We start from the raw sequence: 18,295 nt of genomic DNA on the forward strand, positions 1-18,295 counted from the left end.
GTAAAAAAGTCCGAATTTAAGCACTTTTTTATTATATGAAATAAGCCCCCACTAACTTCTTTAAGCTATTGAATTTAAATGGATAAATATCCATTTTAGAGATGTTAGTAGGGAACATCCCGGTTTCAAGACCTATAAGTTATTGAAATCAGGTTCTTTATTCTTGACTTGATATAAGAACCTTTTTAGAGTGAGTCATGTTTTTTACTTATTGCGTTGCAACATAAATCTGAAGCTGGGTTTTTGGGGTACTGCAAGACTACGGATGATTAAATGTTTTTCTACCAATTCGAGTGACACGCAACTAGCACAGCCAGCAACGGCTCACGCTAAGAATTTGCTCGCTCATGCTCTATCCCCCGTGTACAGGGTCATGAATGGTCTATTGATTGTGACCGTGTTCATGACCGTTGGGCTCTGGCTTTCCGGTAACGGAACTCAAGCAGGTGCTTTCGATTTAGCTCGAATCCTGGTTCCAGACGAAGCTCGCCATATAGTTTGGCAAAATGGTTTCAGCATGCTCGATCAGTATCAAGAAGCGACTGCTAAGGCGTCTGCGGATGAAGAAATAGCCAATGTGCTTTACGGAAATGCATCGGCTATCCCAGGCACTGGTTTGATGGGCGCTAAGCAACAAACAGTTGCCCTGTTGATGCCCTCAGTGGCGCACACCCAGGTAAAACCGATCTCCCATTTGGCTGATCGCATTCCCACTTCAAAAATTGATCCTCAGGCATTAGATTCAAAGCTGATGGTCTCGATTCAAAACCAACGCGCAGTAGCTGACTTCTTTGAGAAGAAGTACAAATTAGATCGTGCCAAGATTGAGGAATACATCTCCAATACTGTGTTGATTGCAAAAGAAGTCAAAATCGATCCAGTGTTATTGCTCGCCGTGATTTCGGTAGAGTCCAACTTTAATCCCCTGATTAAAAGCCATGCTGGTGCTGAAGGTCTAATGCAGGTGATGACTAACATCCACAAAGATAAATATGCTCTGTATGGTGGCGCAACCGATGCGGTCAAGCCTGAAGTCAATATTCGGGTAGGCGCTTATATTTTGAAGTATTTGATTGCCACTAGCGGTTCATTACGTAATGGCTTGAAATACTATGTAGGTGCGGCAAATGCAGAGAGTGACGGCGGTTATACCGATAAGGTAATGGCGGAAAGAAATCGTTTGATTAGTTTGTGTCAGCCAGTGGCACCTAACAAACTCACTTTGAACGGCAAAGATTTGCGCTCATAAGTTCTACAGTTTTTCCCAGGAAAAAATAAAGGCCACTCAGTTTATTTAATTGAGTGGCCTTATTACTTTCTAATGCAGGGGCGGAAATTAATTTACGCCATGAAGCTCTACATCAAATACCAGGGTTGCATTTGGGGGGATCACACCACCGGCACCACGGGGGCCATAACCCATCTCAGATGGAATAATTAAGGTGCGCTTGCCACCAATTTTCATGCCTTGTACGCCTTCATCCCAGCCCTTGATGACATGGCCAGCGCCCAAAGGAAAGCTAAATAATTGGCCGCGATCGAGGGAGCTATCAAACTTTTGACCTTTATGATCTGGCGCCTGTTCATCAAATAACCATCCGGTGTAATGCACGTCTACATGGTTGCCGGCAGTCGCTTCTTTACCATCGCCCACAATGGTATCTATTTTTTGGAGTTCGCTCACGTTTATCTTCCTCTTTGGCTGAAAATGAGGGGCTAGTATATTCTGAGCGTAATCTTTTTGTTCGAGCAAACTAACATGACAAACTTCTGGCCCCATTCTGCTTACAAAACCCTGACGGTGGGGTCTGATAAGCAATTACAAGTAAGCGATGATTTTCTGCGTACTTACTTATTACGCCCTGAGTTAAACCTCGTTCCTGAATCCTGTAATGTTGAGCGCATCCTACATCAGCGCTTAACTGAGAATCCCCGCGCAGTGATTTCCGATGAGGAAATTGCTGGCATGGCAGATCCCGATATTCAGGTGAACTACCAAGTGTGGCTCAGGTATCGGACCAAGCTATTAGCCGCCACTTCTTTGGAGAACTTTTACATGAGCTTGTTTAAGGGTGATGGCGTAGATGTACCACCCTTATTTATTTCTCAATTGGCACAAATATTTATTCGGCATATTTTGGGTGAGGATTGCCATCCTTTGGATGCACGCATGGGTGAGCTCTTCTTTCGGACTCAAAAGATCACTGTGTTGGAGGACGGTGTGGTGATGGGTGCAGATGACGAGGTAGTGACTCGCAATGCGCAGGCAGGTGAGACTGGCAACATTCTGGATCTGCTCAAGAGCAAGTCAATGTCTATGCGCTCGATCGACTTAGATGTCTTGCATGAGGAAAACGCGGAACTCTATTGGGATAAGTGTGAGGACTATGACTTTGCAGTACAGCTGAACTTTGGTCAGCCGCCTATTAATCATTTTTGCCGAGTCCTCGAAAAATGGGTGCAGCACTTCTTAGGTGCCCAGGTACGAATTACTCCAATGCAGCAAATCTCAGATCCAAAATGGTCTTGGCATGTTGGTCTAGATGCTGCTGCTACGGATATTCTGAATAAGCTTTACAACAAAGAGACGGTCGATACTGACGAGCTTGAGAAGGTGATTTGCTTATTCCGTTTGGACTTTATTGACGAGGCAGCCGTTACCCAATCTCAGGCTGGAAAGCCGGTGTACATGGGTATAGCAATGAATGATGAGAAGCAGCTCAAACTCAAACCGCAAAACCTTCTCTTCAATCTACCTTTAGCAAAAGCTTCTTAAGCGCTAGATGAGACGCTAGTCTTCTTAAGATTAGCGCTCAGCCAAATCAAGGCACCAGCAGTGACGGCAACAGGAAGTAGCGATCCTAGATTGAGAATATTCCAGCCCTGAGAGGTGATCAGCGCTCCAGAGCCGAAGGAGGTGAAAGCCATGGTGCCAAACACAAAGAAGTTAATTGCTGCCTGAGCTTTATCGCGCTCTTCTGGTCGGTAGGCGGTCATTGCTAATGATGTGGAGCCGGTAAATAAAAAGTTCCAGCCAACGCCCAGCAAAAATAAAGCAATTAAAAATTGGTGGAAGTCGACACCAGTAAGTGCAATTGCAATACATAGGAGATTGAGGATGACTCCGATACCCATAATTTTGAGTGTGCCAAAACGCTGAATGAGTGAGCCAGTAAAGAAGCCGGGCGCGAACATGCCAATCACATGCCACTCTAAAACCATAGCCGTATCCGAAAACGGGAGTTCACAAATTTGCATAGCAAGGGGAGTGGCCGCCATGAGTAGGTTCATGACGCCGTACCCTAGAGAAGCACCGATTACGGCAACCAGAAAGACCGGTTGTTGCAGAATAGTTTTAAGACTTCTTCCAGCGGACAACGCATGCTGCGTCTTGAACTCTTCTGGAAAATGGATGAATTGCATCACGATGATCCCGATAAAGCCGGCTATCGAGAGAGTGAGGTAAGCGCCCAAGAAGGCGGTATCAAAAAAGTCTTTAGTCCATGAGGCAAGATTGGGGCCAATCACTGCACCAAGAATCCCGCCAGCTAACACCCAAGAGACTGCCTTATCTCTCTGACTGATCTCAGTTAGCTCAGCAGCTGCAAATCGATAAAGCTGGCCATTAGCGCTGTAGTAGCCCGCAATAAAGGTGCCTAGGACCAGTAACCAGAAGTTTTTAGAAACGGCGGCATAGGCGCATAGAAGGGCTGAAAAGACAGCTACCAGAAGGCCCAACTGAAAAGAAATCTTACGGCCAAAGTAATTTTGGGTTTTGGCTACGATCGAGGTTGAGAAGGCGCCCCCGACAACGTAGCCCATCACGGGCAAGGTAGCCATCCAGGCGACTGGACTCAGACTGAGTCCAACTAGGCCATTAATGGCGATAAAGGTCACATTATTGGTCAAAAACAAGCCCTGGCAAAGAATCAGCAGTACGAGGTTTTTATTGAGTAGGGGGTGCTTGTTCATCATGCATTGCAGTTTACGATGTAAGTGAGTGCAGGCTGGGCATGGTGGATTCCCTTAATTGAGGTACTTAGACCAATTTGCAGCCTAAATCCCCTGAAATTGCTGGGGTCGATGATTTAAAATAGATTTCTCGGTCCAGTACGTGAAATGACACCCAAGATAGCCAAAAGCGCCTGAAGTGTTGCGTGCGGAATGCGAGAGTGGTTCGGTATAAGGCCGACCCCTAATATTTACCCATATCGAGGAAACATCAATGGCTTCAGAGAAATCAAAGATTATTTACACGCTGACAGATGAAGCGCCCTTATTGGCAACCTGTGCATTCCTACCAATCATCCGTACTTTTACAGCGCCAGTGGGAGTTCAGGTTGTAGAAAGCGATATTTCTGTTGCGGCGCGTATCTTGTCAAACTTCTCTGATTGCTTAACTGCAGAGCAAAAAGTTCCCGATAATTTGGCTGAGCTGGGTCGTATGACTTTATTGCCCGATACCAACATCATTAAGTTGCCCAATATCAGCGCTTCAGTTCCACAGTTGCTCGCTGCTATTAAAGAGTTGCAAGCCAAGGGTTACAAACTTCCTGATTTTCCAGATGATCCTAAAAATGATGCTGAAAAAGAAATTCGTGTGCGCTACTCCAAATGTTTGGGTAGCGCAGTAAACCCCGTATTGCGCGAAGGTAACTCTGATCGCCGTGCACCAAACGCTGTTAAGCGTTATGCCCGTAAGAACCCGCACTCGATGGGTGAGTGGAGTCAAGCCTCCCGTACGCACGTATCGCATATGCATGGTGGTGACTTCTACGCAGGTGAGAAGTCAATGACCATGACCAAAGCATGTGATGTGAAGATGGATCTAGTAACGAAGAATGGCAAAACGATTGTTCTCAAGCCAAAAGTGAGCTTGATTGCTGGTGAAATTATTGACAGCATGTACATGAGTAAAAAAGCACTCTGCGAGTTCTATGAAAAAGAAATTGAAGATGCTTACAAGACTGGCATGATGTTGTCCCTGCACGTCAAAGCCACCATGATGAAGGTGTCACACCCCATCGTGTTTGGTCATGCTGTCAAGATTTTCTACAAAGATGCATTTGAAAAGCATGGCAAGTTGTTTGATGAGTTAGGTGTAAATCCAAACAATGGTATGAGTAGCTTGTACGAAAAAATCAAGACTTTGCCAGAATCTAAACGTGAAGAAATCATTCAGGACTTACATGCTTGCCATGAACACCGTCCAGCCTTGGCGATGGTGGACTCTGCTAAAGGCATTACTAACCTGCATTCACCAAGTGACGTGATCGTAGATGCATCGATGCCAGCAATGATTCGTGTAGGCGGCAAGATGTGGGGTGCTGATGGTCGCTTACATGACACTAAAGCGGTCATTCCAGAAAGTACTTTTGCTCGTATCTATCAAGAGATCATTAACTTTTGCAAGACACACGGTAACTTTGATCCCAAAACGATGGGTACAGTACCCAATGTGGGCTTGATGGCTCAGCAGGCGGAAGAGTACGGTTCACATGACAAGACCTTTGAAATCACCGAGGCTGGTGTAGCCCGCATTGTTGCCGATGACGGTACCGTATTACTAGAGCAGAATGTGGAAGAGGGCGATATCTGGCGTATGTGCCAAGTTAAAGATGCGCCGATTCGTGACTGGGTGAAGTTGGCAGTCAACCGTGCGCGCTTGTCACACACCCCGGCCGTATTCTGGCTAGATGAGTATCGTCCACATGAAGCCGAGTTAATCAAGAAGGTGCAAACCTACCTGAAAGACTACGACTTAACTGGTGTAGATATTCAGATCATGTCGCAGACTCGCGCAATGCGCTACACCTTAGAGCGCATTATTCGCGGTAAGGATACGATTTCTGTGACCGGCAATATTTTGCGTGATTACCTCACCGACTTGTTCCCAATTATGGAGCTCGGTACTAGCGCCAAGATGTTGTCCATCGTGCCATTGATGGCTGGTGGTGGCCTTTTTGAAACTGGTGCGGGTGGTTCTGCTCCTAAGCACGTTCAACAGTTGGTCGAAGAAAATCATTTGCGCTGGGATTCTTTGGGCGAGTTTTTGGCCTTAGCAGTTTCTCTAGAAGATATTGGTGATAAGACTGGTAATGCCAAAGTCAAAATCTTGGCTCGCACTTTAGATGAAGCTACTGGTACCTTGTTGGATAACAATAAGTCACCATCACCACGCACTGGCGAGTTAGATAATCGCGGTAGCCAGTTCTATTTGGCGATGTACTGGGCTCAGGCTTTAGCTGCGCAAAGCGAAGATAAAGAATTACAAGCCCACTTTGCTCCGATTGCAAAAGCCTTGACTGAGAACGAGCAAAAGATTGTTGCTGAGTTCAAAGCGGTACAAGGCAAACCGGCGGATATTGGTGGCTACTACATGCCTGATCACGACAAGTTCGTGGCAGTGATGTGTCCAAGTACTACCTTAAACAACATCTTAAAAACGGCATCAGCCACTTAAGATCAACATGCTTCACGAGAAGGGTAAACCGCTGGGTTTACCCTTTTTCTTGTCTGCATTTTGGGTCGGTACAGTAGCTCAGCAATAAATTGGTAGGCGTAGGAGAATAAGACCTATTGTCACTATTAGATTAAATCCATTGAGGAGACTTTGATATGTCTACAAATGAGCAAAAGCGGCTTTCCCAGGAAATTACCCCTAAAGCGGTCTTTGAGGGACGTCGTGACTTAATCAAGAATGCTGCGGCCGGAGCCTTTGGTCTAGCGTTAGCTCCTTGGTTCTCGCGCGAGGCTCTTGCTGGCAATTCTCAAAAGTTAATTGCTACGCCAAACCCAAACTTTGTTTTGAAAGAAGAATCAACTACTTATCAGTATGTTACTGGCTATAACAACTTTTATGAGTTTGGAACGGATAAATCAGATCCCGCTGCTAATGCCCATAGTTTGCAAACTCGACCATGGACTGTGACGATTGAAGGTTTGGTTAAAAAACCAATGACTTTAGATATAGATGCCTTGCTCAAGCTCGCTCCGATGGAAGAGCGTATTTATCGTATGCGCTGCGTTGAGGGTTGGTCGATGGTTATTCCTTGGGATGGTTACTCGCTATCCAAATTACTGAATCAGGTGCAGCCTTTAGGTTCTGCTAAGTATGTTGAATTTATTACCTTAGCTGATCGCAAACAAATGCCGGGTCTCAAGAGTCAGATTATCGAGTGGCCTTATCGCGAAGGTCTACGCTTGGATGAGGCTATGAACCCCCTGACGCTGCTCACCTTTGGTCTTTATGGTGAGACACTACCAAATCAGAATGGCGCACCGGTTCGCATTGTGGTGCCTTGGAAATACGGTTTTAAGAGTGCGAAGTCGATTGTAAAAATTCGTGTAACGGAAGAAATGCCTAAGACTAGCTGGAGCCAGTTTGATGCGCGTGAGTATGGGTTTTATTCCAATGTAAATCCTTCGGTTGATCACCCTCGCTGGAGTCAAGCGACCGAGCGCCGGATCGGCGACTCTAAAGGTGCCTTTGCCCCCAAAATCAAAACCCAAATGTTTAATGGTTATGGCGATCAAGTTGCGAATATGTATGCCGGGATGGATTTGAAGAAATTCTATTGATGCAAAACGATAAGTAAAGTGGGATGAAGTTACTGATTTTCCTATTGGCGCTATTCCCGCTAGATCGTTTGATTTGGTTGGGGTTTACCGATGGCTTGGGCGCGAATCCAATTGAGTTCATTACGCGCTCGACGGGAACGTGGGCCTTAGCCTTCTTGTGTTTGACGCTGGCAATGACGCCATTACGTTTGATAACGAATTCAACGACATGGATTCGGTATCGCAGAATGTTGGGCCTTTTTAGCTTCTTTTATGCATCACTCCATTTTGTAATTTGGCTTTGGCTAGATCAGGATTTTGATCTCATAGAGATGTTCAAAGACGTAGTGAAGCGGCCTTTTATTACGATGGGCTTTATTAGCCTGGTTTTGCTATTGCCACTAGCGCTGACCTCTACCCACTGGGCTCAAAGAAAACTGGGTCGTCGCTGGGCACACTTACATCGACTCATTTATCTCATTGCCTGCACCGCAATCCTCCACTATTGGTGGCACAAGGCAGGCAAGAATGATTTCGATACCGTCACAATCTATGCAGCGGTTTTGCTATTACTCTTATGTTGTAGGATTCCTTATATTCGCAAGCTTTTGGGCAAGCGATTTACCATTTAAGGATATTTTGCTCATGACCCTATTTCCTCGCTCTCGCGATTCATTGCTTGCTCTATTGGGCTCGCTACTGATTTGCTTCGGATCCACGCAGGTCATGGCTCAGCAAGGCGATCAGGCAGTGAAGACCATAGCTGCTTTAGATGTCCCTCGTTACCTCGGCACTTGGTATGAGATTTCAAAATTCCCGAACTGGTTTCAGAAAAAATGTGCATCTAATACCAAAGCCGTCTATAGCACTAAGCCAGATGGCAATCTTCGGGTTCTTAATAGTTGCAAAACTGCCGCTGGTGAGATTTCGGAGGCAGAGGGTTTGGCTCGCCAAATTGGTAGTCAGGATTCACCTAAATTAGAAGTACGTTTTGCCCCCGAGTGGCTCTCTTTTTTGCCTTTGGTATGGGGCGACTATTGGGTGATTGATTTAGATCCGCTATATCAATTAGCGGCTGTGAGTGACCCTAGAAGAGAGTATCTTTGGGTGTTATCAAGAACCCCTCAGCCTGACCCCAAAGCCTATGCCGATTTATTGCAACGCTTAAAGCAACAGCAATTCGATATTCAAAAGCTTGAAATCACTGCGCAGAAAACTGATGGCATTTGAAAAGCGCATCGGCAATTACTTGCTCCCACCCGGAATAGAGATTTTCGAGCGCGGGTGGTTATCAGCAAACAATGTTTTACTCTTCAGTGAGGAAGATGTATCTCTGGTTGATAGTGGGTACTGTGCGCACCAGCAGATGACGGTTGATCTTGTCACTAATGCACTGAAGCGGCATGGCTTAAAAAATCTCAATAAAGTAGTCAACACCCACCTGCACTCGGATCATTGTGGGGGTAACGCAGCTTTATCAGAAGTATTTGATTGCGAGATCTGGATACCGCAAGCGGAGGCCATTGCTGTACAAGACTGGGATGAGAATTTACTCAGTTTTGAACAGCTAGGACAAGAGTGCCCACGCTTTAGTCATCAAGCTCTCTTAGTGCCTGGCGAAGAAATTAGCTTAGGCTCTTATCGCTGGCAAATTCTGGCTGCTCCAGGCCATGACAACCACTCGGTCATGTTGTACCAAGAGCAGCATCAAATCTTGATCTCTGCCGATGCACTATGGGAAGAGGGCTTTGGAGTCATCTTTCCTGAGCTCTGGGGTGAGGGTGGCTTTGAAGAAGTGGCGCAGACCTTAGAGTTGATTGAAGGGCTCCCCGTTGCTTTAGTTATTCCTGGACACGGCAAGCCTTTTACGGATGTCAGGAAGTCAATTGAGACTGCAAAATCCCGCCTTGATTACCTCTCAAGTGATGCTGATCGCAATGCACGTCATGGGGCTAAGGTACTTTTAAAGTACAAGCTATTGGAATGGCGTAGACGAAAATTAGCAGAGGCGCATCAGTGGATTGTAGGTACGCCTGTATTGGAAAGCATTCGTAAGCAGCTCAATATGAGTACTGAGGAGTTTCCAATTTGGTTAGTAGAGGCTTTAGTGAAATCGAAAGCGGCAGTCATTGAAAACGATTTTTTAATCAACCAAGACTAAAGTGTTCTTCAGAAATTAAACGACAGTTTTCCATAAAAAGACCAGTCGTAAACAGGATAACTTTGCACGACCTGTTTGCTAGCACCCGCGGCGACTAAGAAACTTTTATTAAGACGATGGGTCACCATAGCATCGAGCGGGATAAACCAGCCACCCCCTCCACCGGTATTCCAAACAATTCCATTTTCATCCCATAATCGCAGTTGAGTGCTGGGAGAAATATTAAATCCGAGCGTTGGAAAAATATTGAGATTACGAACTAGGGGCGGTTGATTGGGGTTGTTAGCAAATGAATTGCCCTTAGTGTCAAATCCATACATATACCTGAGTAATGGTGAAAAGTCGGAGAGTCTTGAATCATTTCCCTTATTGGGTACATATACTGTGCCGATCTGAGGGCCGGCAGCCCATTGTCCGTTATTGCCAAATGGAAAAATAACCCTAGCACCTAATGTGCCTTCCCAATTCTTCAGAATACTGGGGTGATTTCCCCAGACGGTGAGCATGGTATTGCCGGCGTTATACGTGCCGGATGACTGCTCTGCAAGCGTGGGGCCGAAAGTTGAAACATAGGAGGTATCTAGCCGCATGGTACCTCGCCACTGTTCAAACTGTAATGGCTGGTAGTAGCGCAACTTCAAGGTATCGCTTTGGGTTTGCTCTCCAAAGGTATTGTGATACCCCCAAAATTCTAGAACACGCTGACTCGAGTATTGATCGGATGCTTCCTCTAGATTTAAAAAACCTCCGGAAAACTTACTTCCATCAGCGAAAGCATTTCCTATTAATCCCAATGAAATCAGGCAGTAAGTAAAAATACGTAACAATGTCATATACGCAGTAATATAAATGACTCAGTCAATTACATGAAATAAGTTGAACAATATGGAACATACAGTTTTAATCACCGGCGCTACTGCTGGCTTTGGAGAGGCAACTGCGAGACGGTTTTTGGCGAATGGCCATCAAGTAATCGCTTTGGGTAGAAGAGTCGAGCGCCTAGAGGCTTTGAAAGCATCTCTGCCGGTAGAGCAGCAGAAAAAATTACTCACTTTGGCCCTTGATGTTTGCGATAGCGCAAAGGTGGATGGGCTCGCAGCCACACTACCAGCGGAGTTTGCCAAGGTGACAGTATTAGTGAATAACGCTGGATTGGCTTTGGGGCTTGAGCCGGCGCATCAAGCCTTACTTACGGATTGGGATCAAATGATTGACACCAATATCAAGGGGCTAGTACATATGACGCGTGCCTTTTTGCCGGGAATGGTTGAGCGTAAATGTGGCCACGTGATTAATCTAGGTTCAGTAGCGGCAAATTACCCCTATCCGGGGGGCAACGTCTACGGCGGCACTAAAGCCTTTGTTCAGCAATTTAGTTTAAATCTCAGGGCGGATTTAATTGGTACGCCAGTACGCGTTACTTGCGTTGAGCCAGGACTGTGTTCTGGAACTGAGTTTTCTAATGTGCGCTTTAAGGGTGATGACAGTAAGGCCGGTAAGGTCTACTCCGGCGTGAAAGCATTGAGTGCGGATGATGTGGCAGAAGCTATTTATTGGTCCGCCAACTTACCAAGTCACATGAATATTAATTTGGTAGAGCTGATGCCAGTGCAGCAAGCCTTCAGTGGCCTAAATATTCACAGGGGTGATTTGCAATAAAACCTAAATTGTCGGTTTCCATTTGTAAAACTGGGGGTAGACGCGCATCACTACTGGTCCGTCGAAATCCCAGGATTTACAGGTTCCCAAATAGAGTGGTGGTTTGTTGTCATCCGCGTCAAATAGTGCCCCTGGAATAGACTGAAATGCAGCAGTAGCAATATTGCTCAGAAGTTCTCTTAAATGAGTGCATCCCTTAATACCCCCAAGGTGTTCATTAATCGTTTTTCGCCAGCCCTTGCCAATACGGGTCCCAATCAGTGCATCCATCGGCGGTATCACTTGTGGGCATTCTGGGTGGGGGTGGCTATCCATAGCCACTTCAATTGCTTGAATCACTAATTCAGTATTGACGGTAATGCGAACCCACATGTCGTGGAAGGCTTGGCCTGGCTCCCAAGTTTTCCCGCCGGTGGTAAATGGCTGAAATTTAAAATCTCGTAAATGCGCTTCAATGTCCCATAAGCCATCTTCTCGAGCGTAGCCCTGAAAAGTAATTTCACGAGTATGGAGAGGATTTCTGGGAGCTGGGGTTGAGAGCATAGCAGTAGTAAGTAAGAGGCTTGGAAGCGAGATGTATCCATCATAACGGCTTCATTCCACGGCTACTGTGAGGGCGGCTTTGTAGTATTCTCGGCAAGGTATGGCTAAACCAATCTCTCTCGAAAAAATACTATTTAGCCAAGGCTTTGGTACTAGGCGCTATTGCAGTGATTTAGTCTATGCCGACTTAGTCAAGGTCAATGGTGTTCCAGCCAATGATCCAGAGGAGCGTATTGCTACCGAGGGATTGATGCTCAATGTAGAGGGCAAAGATTGGGAGTTTCATGAAAAAGCCTATATCGCTTTCAACAAGCCGCCAAACCATGAGTGCTCTCACAAAACTACACACCATCCCAGCGTCTACAGTTTATTGCCTAAACCTTTTGTAGAGCGAGGCTTGCAATGTGTCGGGCGCTTAGACTTTGACACTACTGGCTTAATTTTGATTTCGGATGATGGCCAGTTTATTCATAAGATGACCACACCCAAAAAAAATATCGGCAAGGTATATGAGATCACCACTCCTGAGCCCATTACCCAAAAGCAGATTGATCATTTATTAACAGGTGTTGTGTTAGATGATGATCCAAAGCCCTGTTTTGCTACAGCATGCCAGCAGCTTGGAGAGCATGTGTTAGCAATGACGATTGTTGAGGGGCGCTATCATCAAGTAAAGCGAATGATGGCTGCGGTAGGTAATCATGTTGCTAAGTTGCACCGTACCGAAATCGGGCAATACATCATGCCAGCCGATTTGCCTGAGGGTGAGTGGCACTGGCTGTACCCAGATGATTTACAGAAACTATCTCAGAGTGTAGGAGCTCCTAATGTCTAAACCGAATTTACTTCCTAAAGACTTTGACTTTGCAGCAGTGTTGCCGCAGTGGCAGGTGCATCTTCATACTCAAGTGTTGGAGCGGGTGTTTGTATTTAAGGACTTTAAGAGTGCCTTTGAGTTCATGACGCTATGTGCAGAATTTGCTGAGGAGTTGGATCATCACCCAGACTGGTCAAATGCTTGGAATAAGGTAGCAGTGAAATTGAGCACCCATTCAATGAAGGCTCTGACCGAGTTAGATATCGCTATGGCGAGCGCCATGGATCAATTCGCTCTGCAAATCTCAGCTTAGTTCGTTTTACTGTACTTCCTCATCATCTTCATCCTCGGAAGTAATGCTCATGAGTATAGTTGCTAAAAGACCATAAACCACTTCTGTGGCGATCATGCCATCTTCATCAAGCTCATCAATCAGATCATTTAGGCAATCTTCCGTTGGCTCATTTAAGAGTGTCATGGCGCATTCGCACCCATAATCAAAATCTTCGTCGTTTTGGGTTTGAGTATCGTTCGTCATAAGAATCCTTTAAGTGATGCTGCAGAATAGCAAATAAAGACTCTCTAGCCCAGCCCTATTATTTTAGAAGCGCAAGAACTTCTTTGAAGACGGGATTTTGAGCTGTTTTTAACCACTCAAATCCGAGCATCTCAACAGTAATCAGTCGTGCTCCAGCAGTGCTTAATCGATTAAGCGCAATTTGCTTATCGAGAGCTCGGCGTGAGCCAACCCCATCGACCACTACAGAAACATCGAAGCCCTCATCGATGAGCTTAAGCGCAGTTTGCATTAAGCAAACATGGGTTTCGCATCCCATCAGAATGCACTGTTGGCGAGTATCTGGAATAGCGGCAATCAGACCGTCAGCGCAGGCATTTAAATACTCCTTTTGAATTGTTTTGCTACAAAAAGACTGAATAGAATCGAGATTACTTCCGAGGCTACTCGGACTTTGCTCTGTGCTAATAATCGGAATCTCGAGTAGTTGGGCAATTTGAGCAGTTCGAATACAATGCTTTAGCACTGCTTCTCCTTGATCAATTGCTGGCATCAGGCGCCCCTGTAAATCGATCAAGATGAGGATAGAATTTTCCGAGTGGATTTGCCTTGATTGGCTCATAGTGGCAGTCTCACAGTTTTAAAGTCAGGGTCATCATCCTGGCTATGAATCTGAAAGCCCAGATCAGAGACTAGATGGAGCATTCTAGAATTTTTGCTCAGGACATATCCAATCATTTCTTGTAGGCCATTCTTTTTTGCATATTCAATGAGATCCAGCATCAAATGTGTACCAACGCCCTGTGTAGTTTGACTATCACTCACACTCAGGGAGAATTCACAAGCATGTTGATTGGGCGGTGTTACGTAGCGTGCAATCCCAATAATCTCCTCAGTCCCAGTTTGGCTTGTGATTACCGCAAGTAATGCCATTTCTTTTTTATAGTCCAAGTGTAAGATGTCATCGAGAAAGTCATCGGGAAGTTTGGAGATTGCATGGGCAAATCTAAGATAACGACTTTCTGGCGAAAGATGATTGAATAGCTCAATGATTCGCTCTCGATCGTCTGCTTGGATGGGGCGAATCTGGTAATTGCCCCCATCACCAAACGCATAGGACTTATTGGTAAATGGGGTTGATGTATTCATAAGAGATAGAGGGAGGGATAGTTATTCTAGGATACCTTCTTTATATCTCTACTTGAAGCCTTTTAGCTCTAAAATAAAGCAGCGGTGATCCAACCCTCAGCAGCCTATTGGCGACTGTGCTACTCAGTACAAATAGGAAAGAGTGATGCGTATTTCAGCCCAGTTCAGAATAATTTATATCTTCAGTATTGTTTTTGGTTTTGTGCCATTAAGTATTGTTAGCGCACAAACATTCTCTCCTTATACTCCAACACAAATCCAGGAATTCAATAGCCAGCCTATTGCACCTTTAGAGACTCCTGCTGGCCCAGTGTATACAGAACCTCCCCCAATCAGGCAGAGTTCGAATAAACCATTTGATGCTCGCTATGTCAAAAACCCCGACGGTGAGGAACAGGCCGAAGCGCAGGGGGCTGAATCGACTGCACCGTTTGAGCCAATCCCTGCGACCATGGTTTTTTAGTGATCGCAAACTGTTAACATTGCTTCTACATTTTAGAAAAGAGTTATCCATGAAATCCATATCTATTTCTTATCTTGCAAGCTTTGTGATAGCTTTAGGCTTTTCAACGATTACATATTCTCAGAATGCATTACCCGTGAATGCTGCTGCTTCCGTTAATGGGACGATCATCAGCAATGATGTTGTTGAGCAGGGTATTCAGGCGGCCTTAGCGCAGGGTCAAAAAGATTCTCCAGAGCTTCGTAATGCAGTCTTAGGAAAAATGATTGAAATCTCACTTCTTTCACAGCAGGCTGAAAAAGATGGACTCGCTAACTCTGATAGAGCTAACAGTCAGCTAGCTTTGATTCGACAAAATTACTTGGCAGACTTAGAGTTGTCTACTTACATGTCAAGAAATCCAGTGAGTGATGCTGACGTGCAAGCGGAGTACAACCGTGAGATCGCTTCTTTAGGCCCACAAGGCATGATTGTGGAATATAAGGTAAGTGACATAGCTGTTGCTACTGAGGCTGATGCACAAGCCGCCCTAGCTAGAATTAAGAAAGGCGAGTCTTTTGATAAAGTGGCTAAGAGCCTTTCACTTGCGCCAAATAAGGTTCAAGGTGGGGCTATAGGCTGGGTACAGGCTGGGCAAACCTTGCCACAGATTGCTGCTGTTCTCACAGTCCTGTCTAAGGGCCAGGTTTCTCCTAACCCAATTCAGATGCCACAGGGGTGGTATTTAATTAAGTTGGAAGATAAAAAATCTAGCAAGCCCCCAACTTATGAGCAAGCTAAAGCAGTCATTCGTAATGCCATGATGCAGAAAAAGCAGTTTGAATTTCTCTCTCAGCTGCGTCAGGGTGCGAATATTGTCGTACGCTAAAACAGGGCAAGTAAGCTTGCTCCTGTAAAAAAAGGCGCCTGAACGCCCTTTTGCATTTCTACTCGCCTCTAGTGGTATTTCTCTATCTCAATGAATTGCATTCAGGAGTAGATTGGATAAATAAGCAATTGAACTAGGGAGATATAGATGAGTAAGAACCCATTTGACTTGAATGCAATGGCAAATCAAACTAAGGGCATGAAGGCTGCTCAGGCAGTTGGCCAGGTAGCGCTAACAAGCGCCCAGGAGATCGCTCAATTAAATCAGCGCGCTGCACAAGAGCTCTCTTCTCGAATGCGAACCAAAGTAGCGGAGCTCATGAAAACGCAGGATCCTAAGTCAGTATTTGATTATGTTCATGCTGAGGTATTGCAAGATGCTGCTAAAGAGGTAGCCGAATATCAGTCCCAACTGTTTCAGGCCTTAGCTAGCGGAAATAAAGAGTTGGCAAAAATTGCCGAGACAATGATCAAAGAGTCGCAGCATGACTTAATTCATTTTGTGAATGAGGCAACACAAAATTCTCCTGCGGGTGCTGAGCCATACACCTCGATATTTAAAGCCTCTTTTAACAGCGCGCTTGAGAATTTTGATCAGATTCGGTCAGCTATGACAGATTCTTTTTCAAACTTTGAGAAGAGTAGTGCTGCAGTAAGGCAAAAAAGAAGTAAATGAAGGTAAATAAAAACAAATAAGAAGCAAATCCATTAAGAATCTAGAAAAATCCAAGAATTTAATTACGGGTTGCAGTGACTGCAGAGGGATGGATTTGCAAATTTGAGTGTCTTGATGGCCTTGATATCTCGATGTTCACATTTAAGGCATCCCCATATTTTTGTGATCTCTTGATTGGTAGGCATGCCACAGGCGTTACAGGGTAAGCCGCGCTGGATATCTTTGATCCAATAGCCTGGTGTTTGGCATGCTGGGCATAAGGAATTGATCTTGTTTGCCAGATCGAGAGTGGCTAGCCGAATATTTTCCATGCGCGTAGGATTGGCAAAGGCTCTGAGATCATTTTCAACATACACAAGCCCCTTTGAGGAGTGCGCTGAGGCCCATTCAAAGGCATCCTTGAGCTGCTGGATATTGCTAATATTCTTGATTGATTGTGGATGGTATTGATCTGTAGGTTTGACCACCAGAAGATGCGATGGAAAAAGTGCAGTATGCGCAAATTTTTCCAACTCTTCCCAATGTTTTACATAGGCATGATTATTTTGTGCGGGGGCGCTATAAAACCCCGTAATTTCTAGTTGTAGTTTTGAGTCAATCAGAATGACTAGTTCGCTATTCCATGCCAGCATCCCGGTATATGGGTCAGCACTAAATGCCCCTTCATTTGCTAGGCCCAGATCTGTGCCGATGAGCTCCATACCGATCTGGGCTTTTTTCCTTACGGCATCGAGCTGGCTGCCATACCTGGGCGTTTCTAAAGTAAAAGTTCCTAGTAGATCGGTATCGTAAGCATCAGTATGTTTTACGTCCATCCCGGTGGCGGGCTGCAAGACTGCTCTCAGTACATGCTCTTTGCCATGTTTTGTTAAAACGCTTGCAGTTCTATTGGAATAAATACCCATGGACTGATTACATTACCAATTTTGCAATCATGGCGTAAAGAGGGATGCCCAAAATAATATTGAATGGGAAGGTGATGCCTAAAGACATACCCATATAAAGGGCTGGATTAACTTCTGGCAATGCATGTCGTAAAACTGCTGGCACGGCAATATAAGAGGCGCTTGAAGCAAGCACCATGAGCAAAATAGTATTACCAAGTGGTAGGCTAATGAGCTTGCAGAAGGCTAGTGCGATCAAGGCATGGGAAAGTGGGGAGGCAATGGCGTAGAGCAGAGTGATGGGGGGTTTGCCATACAAACCTTTTATATTTCTAGCTGCCATTAAGCCCATGTCTAATAGGAAAAATGCGAGCATGCCTTTAAAAAGATCAATAGAAAACGGTGCCATGAGTTTTTGACCAGCATCGCCACTCATAAGACCAACTACCATTGAGCCAAGCAGCAAGAGCTGCGCACCATCAGTGAAAGACTCATGCAGAATTTTGGAGATCCCTGTTTGCTTAAGTGCCGATTGAATTTGTTTTGCATGCGCAGCCCTTGCTTTGTTTGCCAAAACAATTGCCAGGATGATCGCTGGGGACTCCATGAGTGCCATTGCTGCTGCCATGTGACCCCCGTAAGCAATATTAAATTGATCTAAGTATTGGGTGGCCGTAATGAAAGTTACTGCACTAACGGAGCCATAGGTTGCGGCTATAGCTGCTGCATCAAACGTGTTGAGTTTGGTTCTGAGGATTTGGTAGCCAATGATCGGAATCAAAATGGCTAAAAAGATAGCGAGGCCCAGTGAGAGTGCAATTTCTGTTGTGAAGCCTGACTTATGTAAGGCAAATCCTCCTTTGAGACCTAATGCCATTAAAAGGTAAAGCGATAAAAAGCGAGCGATTGGGGGAGGAATTTCTAGATTGGATTTAACGGCGCCAGCAAATGCGCCAAATAGGAAAAACAGAATTGCGGGGTCAAGAAAATTTGCCATGG

The 18,295-nt window shown here is 45.3% G+C and carries 22 protein-coding genes; 13 read left to right on the top strand and 9 right to left on the bottom strand.

Annotated elements, in window-relative coordinates:
- Positions 1-265 precede the first annotated feature (265 nt).
- Positions 266-1,249, top strand: coding sequence for a lytic transglycosylase domain-containing protein (locus C2758_RS01845; RefSeq protein ID WP_215328896.1), 984 nt, complete (start codon positions 266-268; stop codon positions 1,247-1,249).
- Positions 1,250-1,336: 87 nt separating this feature from the next.
- Here the strand turns inward: C2758_RS01845 and C2758_RS01850 are convergent, their stop codons facing one another.
- Positions 1,337-1,684 carry an FKBP-type peptidyl-prolyl cis-trans isomerase gene (locus tag C2758_RS01850; protein ID WP_215328897.1) on the bottom strand — a complete coding sequence of 116 codons (348 nt, stop codon included), beginning with the start codon at positions 1,682-1,684 and terminating at the stop codon, positions 1,337-1,339.
- A gap of 75 nt (positions 1,685-1,759) precedes the next feature.
- Between C2758_RS01850 and C2758_RS01855 the strand changes: the two genes are divergently transcribed.
- Positions 1,760-2,776 carry a DUF6352 family protein gene (locus C2758_RS01855; protein ID WP_215328898.1) on the top strand — a complete coding sequence of 339 codons (1,017 nt, stop codon included), beginning with the start codon at positions 1,760-1,762 and terminating at the stop codon, positions 2,774-2,776.
- Here the strand turns inward: C2758_RS01855 and C2758_RS01860 are convergent.
- Positions 2,773-3,975 (bottom strand): MFS transporter, encoded by a 1,203-nt coding sequence (locus C2758_RS01860; protein WP_251369231.1) that lies wholly within the window; start codon positions 3,973-3,975, stop codon positions 2,773-2,775. The genes C2758_RS01855 and C2758_RS01860 overlap by 4 nt on opposite strands.
- A 250-nt stretch (positions 3,976-4,225) precedes the next feature.
- On the opposite strand from C2758_RS01860, the gene C2758_RS01865 reads away from it, so the two are divergent.
- From C2758_RS01865 to C2758_RS01885, 5 genes are all read left to right on the top strand, one after another.
- Positions 4,226-6,463, top strand: coding sequence for an NADP-dependent isocitrate dehydrogenase (locus C2758_RS01865; RefSeq protein ID WP_215328899.1), 2,238 nt, complete (start codon positions 4,226-4,228; stop codon positions 6,461-6,463).
- Positions 6,464-6,618: 155 nt separating this feature from the next.
- A complete protein-coding gene (gene msrP, locus C2758_RS01870; protein WP_215328900.1) occupies positions 6,619-7,581 on the top strand; it encodes a protein-methionine-sulfoxide reductase catalytic subunit MsrP in 963 nt (320 codons plus the stop codon).
- A 23-nt stretch (positions 7,582-7,604) separates the two neighbouring features.
- On the top strand, positions 7,605-8,192 hold the full coding sequence (locus tag C2758_RS01875; protein ID WP_215328901.1) for a sulfite oxidase heme-binding subunit YedZ: 588 nt from the start codon (positions 7,605-7,607) through the stop codon (positions 8,190-8,192).
- A gap of 13 nt (positions 8,193-8,205) precedes the next feature.
- Positions 8,206-8,790 (top strand): lipocalin family protein, encoded by a 585-nt coding sequence (locus tag C2758_RS01880; RefSeq protein ID WP_215328902.1) that lies wholly within the window; start codon positions 8,206-8,208, stop codon positions 8,788-8,790.
- Positions 8,780-9,721 (top strand): MBL fold metallo-hydrolase, encoded by a 942-nt coding sequence (locus C2758_RS01885; protein WP_215328903.1) that lies wholly within the window; start codon positions 8,780-8,782, stop codon positions 9,719-9,721. The genes C2758_RS01880 and C2758_RS01885 overlap by 11 nt, the downstream gene beginning before the upstream one ends.
- Before the next feature lie 8 nt (positions 9,722-9,729).
- Here C2758_RS01885 and C2758_RS01890 read toward each other — a convergent pair whose 3' ends face one another.
- Positions 9,730-10,554, bottom strand: a complete 825-nt coding sequence (locus tag C2758_RS01890; protein ID WP_251369232.1) for a hypothetical protein — start codon at positions 10,552-10,554, stop codon at positions 9,730-9,732.
- 52 nt (positions 10,555-10,606) lie between these two features.
- Here C2758_RS01890 and C2758_RS01895 point away from each other — a divergent pair, with 52 nt between their 5' ends.
- Positions 10,607-11,380 (top strand): SDR family oxidoreductase, encoded by a 774-nt coding sequence (locus tag C2758_RS01895; protein ID WP_215328904.1) that lies wholly within the window; start codon positions 10,607-10,609, stop codon positions 11,378-11,380.
- Between the two features lie 3 nt (positions 11,381-11,383).
- Here C2758_RS01895 and C2758_RS01900 read toward each other — a convergent pair whose 3' ends face one another.
- Positions 11,384-11,923, bottom strand: a complete 540-nt coding sequence (locus C2758_RS01900; protein WP_215328905.1) for a DUF2889 domain-containing protein — start codon at positions 11,921-11,923, stop codon at positions 11,384-11,386.
- 100 nt (positions 11,924-12,023) lie between these two features.
- Here C2758_RS01900 and C2758_RS01905 point away from each other — a divergent pair, with 100 nt between their 5' ends.
- Together C2758_RS01905 and C2758_RS01910 are read left to right on the top strand one after the other, a co-directional pair.
- Positions 12,024-12,758, top strand: a complete 735-nt coding sequence (locus C2758_RS01905) for a pseudouridine synthase (protein WP_215328906.1) — start codon at positions 12,024-12,026, stop codon at positions 12,756-12,758.
- Positions 12,751-13,053, top strand: a complete 303-nt coding sequence (locus C2758_RS01910; protein WP_215328907.1) for a 4a-hydroxytetrahydrobiopterin dehydratase — start codon at positions 12,751-12,753, stop codon at positions 13,051-13,053. Before C2758_RS01905 ends, C2758_RS01910 begins: the two co-directional genes overlap by 8 nt.
- A gap of 6 nt (positions 13,054-13,059) precedes the next feature.
- Here the strand turns inward: C2758_RS01910 and C2758_RS01915 are convergent, their stop codons facing one another.
- From C2758_RS01915 to C2758_RS01925, 3 genes are read right to left on the bottom strand one after another with little or no spacing between them, the layout of a single operon-like run.
- Complete coding sequence (locus C2758_RS01915) at positions 13,060-13,278, bottom strand: hypothetical protein (RefSeq protein WP_046329638.1); 219 nt, start codon at positions 13,276-13,278, stop codon at positions 13,060-13,062.
- Between the two features lie 58 nt (positions 13,279-13,336).
- Positions 13,337-13,879 carry an isochorismatase family protein gene (locus C2758_RS01920; protein ID WP_215328908.1) on the bottom strand — a complete coding sequence of 181 codons (543 nt, stop codon included), beginning with the start codon at positions 13,877-13,879 and terminating at the stop codon, positions 13,337-13,339.
- On the bottom strand, positions 13,876-14,406 hold the full coding sequence (locus tag C2758_RS01925) for a GNAT family N-acetyltransferase (RefSeq protein WP_215328912.1): 531 nt from the start codon (positions 14,404-14,406) through the stop codon (positions 13,876-13,878). The genes C2758_RS01920 and C2758_RS01925 overlap by 4 nt, the downstream gene beginning before the upstream one ends.
- Before the next feature lie 145 nt (positions 14,407-14,551).
- Here C2758_RS01925 and C2758_RS01930 point away from each other — a divergent pair, with 145 nt between their 5' ends.
- The 3 genes from C2758_RS01930 (at position 14,552) to C2758_RS01940 (ending at position 16,412) form a co-directional block, all read left to right on the top strand.
- Positions 14,552-14,869, top strand: a complete 318-nt coding sequence (locus tag C2758_RS01930) for a hypothetical protein (protein ID WP_215328914.1) — start codon at positions 14,552-14,554, stop codon at positions 14,867-14,869.
- Between the two features lie 49 nt (positions 14,870-14,918).
- Positions 14,919-15,737, top strand: a complete 819-nt coding sequence (locus C2758_RS01935; RefSeq protein ID WP_215328916.1) for a peptidylprolyl isomerase — start codon at positions 14,919-14,921, stop codon at positions 15,735-15,737.
- Between the two features lie 147 nt (positions 15,738-15,884).
- Entirely contained in the window at positions 15,885-16,412 is a 528-nt protein-coding gene (locus tag C2758_RS01940; protein WP_215328918.1) for a phasin family protein, read from the top strand.
- A gap of 62 nt (positions 16,413-16,474) precedes the next feature.
- On the opposite strand, the gene C2758_RS01945 is transcribed toward C2758_RS01940, so the two are convergent.
- Positions 16,475-17,317 (bottom strand): DUF6671 family protein, encoded by an 843-nt coding sequence (locus C2758_RS01945; protein ID WP_215328920.1) that lies wholly within the window; start codon positions 17,315-17,317, stop codon positions 16,475-16,477.
- A gap of 7 nt (positions 17,318-17,324) precedes the next feature.
- Positions 17,325-18,293, bottom strand: a complete 969-nt coding sequence (locus C2758_RS01950; protein ID WP_215328930.1) for a sodium-dependent bicarbonate transport family permease — start codon at positions 18,291-18,293, stop codon at positions 17,325-17,327.
- Positions 18,294-18,295 lie beyond the last annotated feature (2 nt).

It is taken from the genome of Polynucleobacter sp. AP-Sving-400A-A2, assembly GCF_018688155.1.
GTDB lineage: Bacteria > Pseudomonadota > Gammaproteobacteria > Burkholderiales > Burkholderiaceae > Polynucleobacter.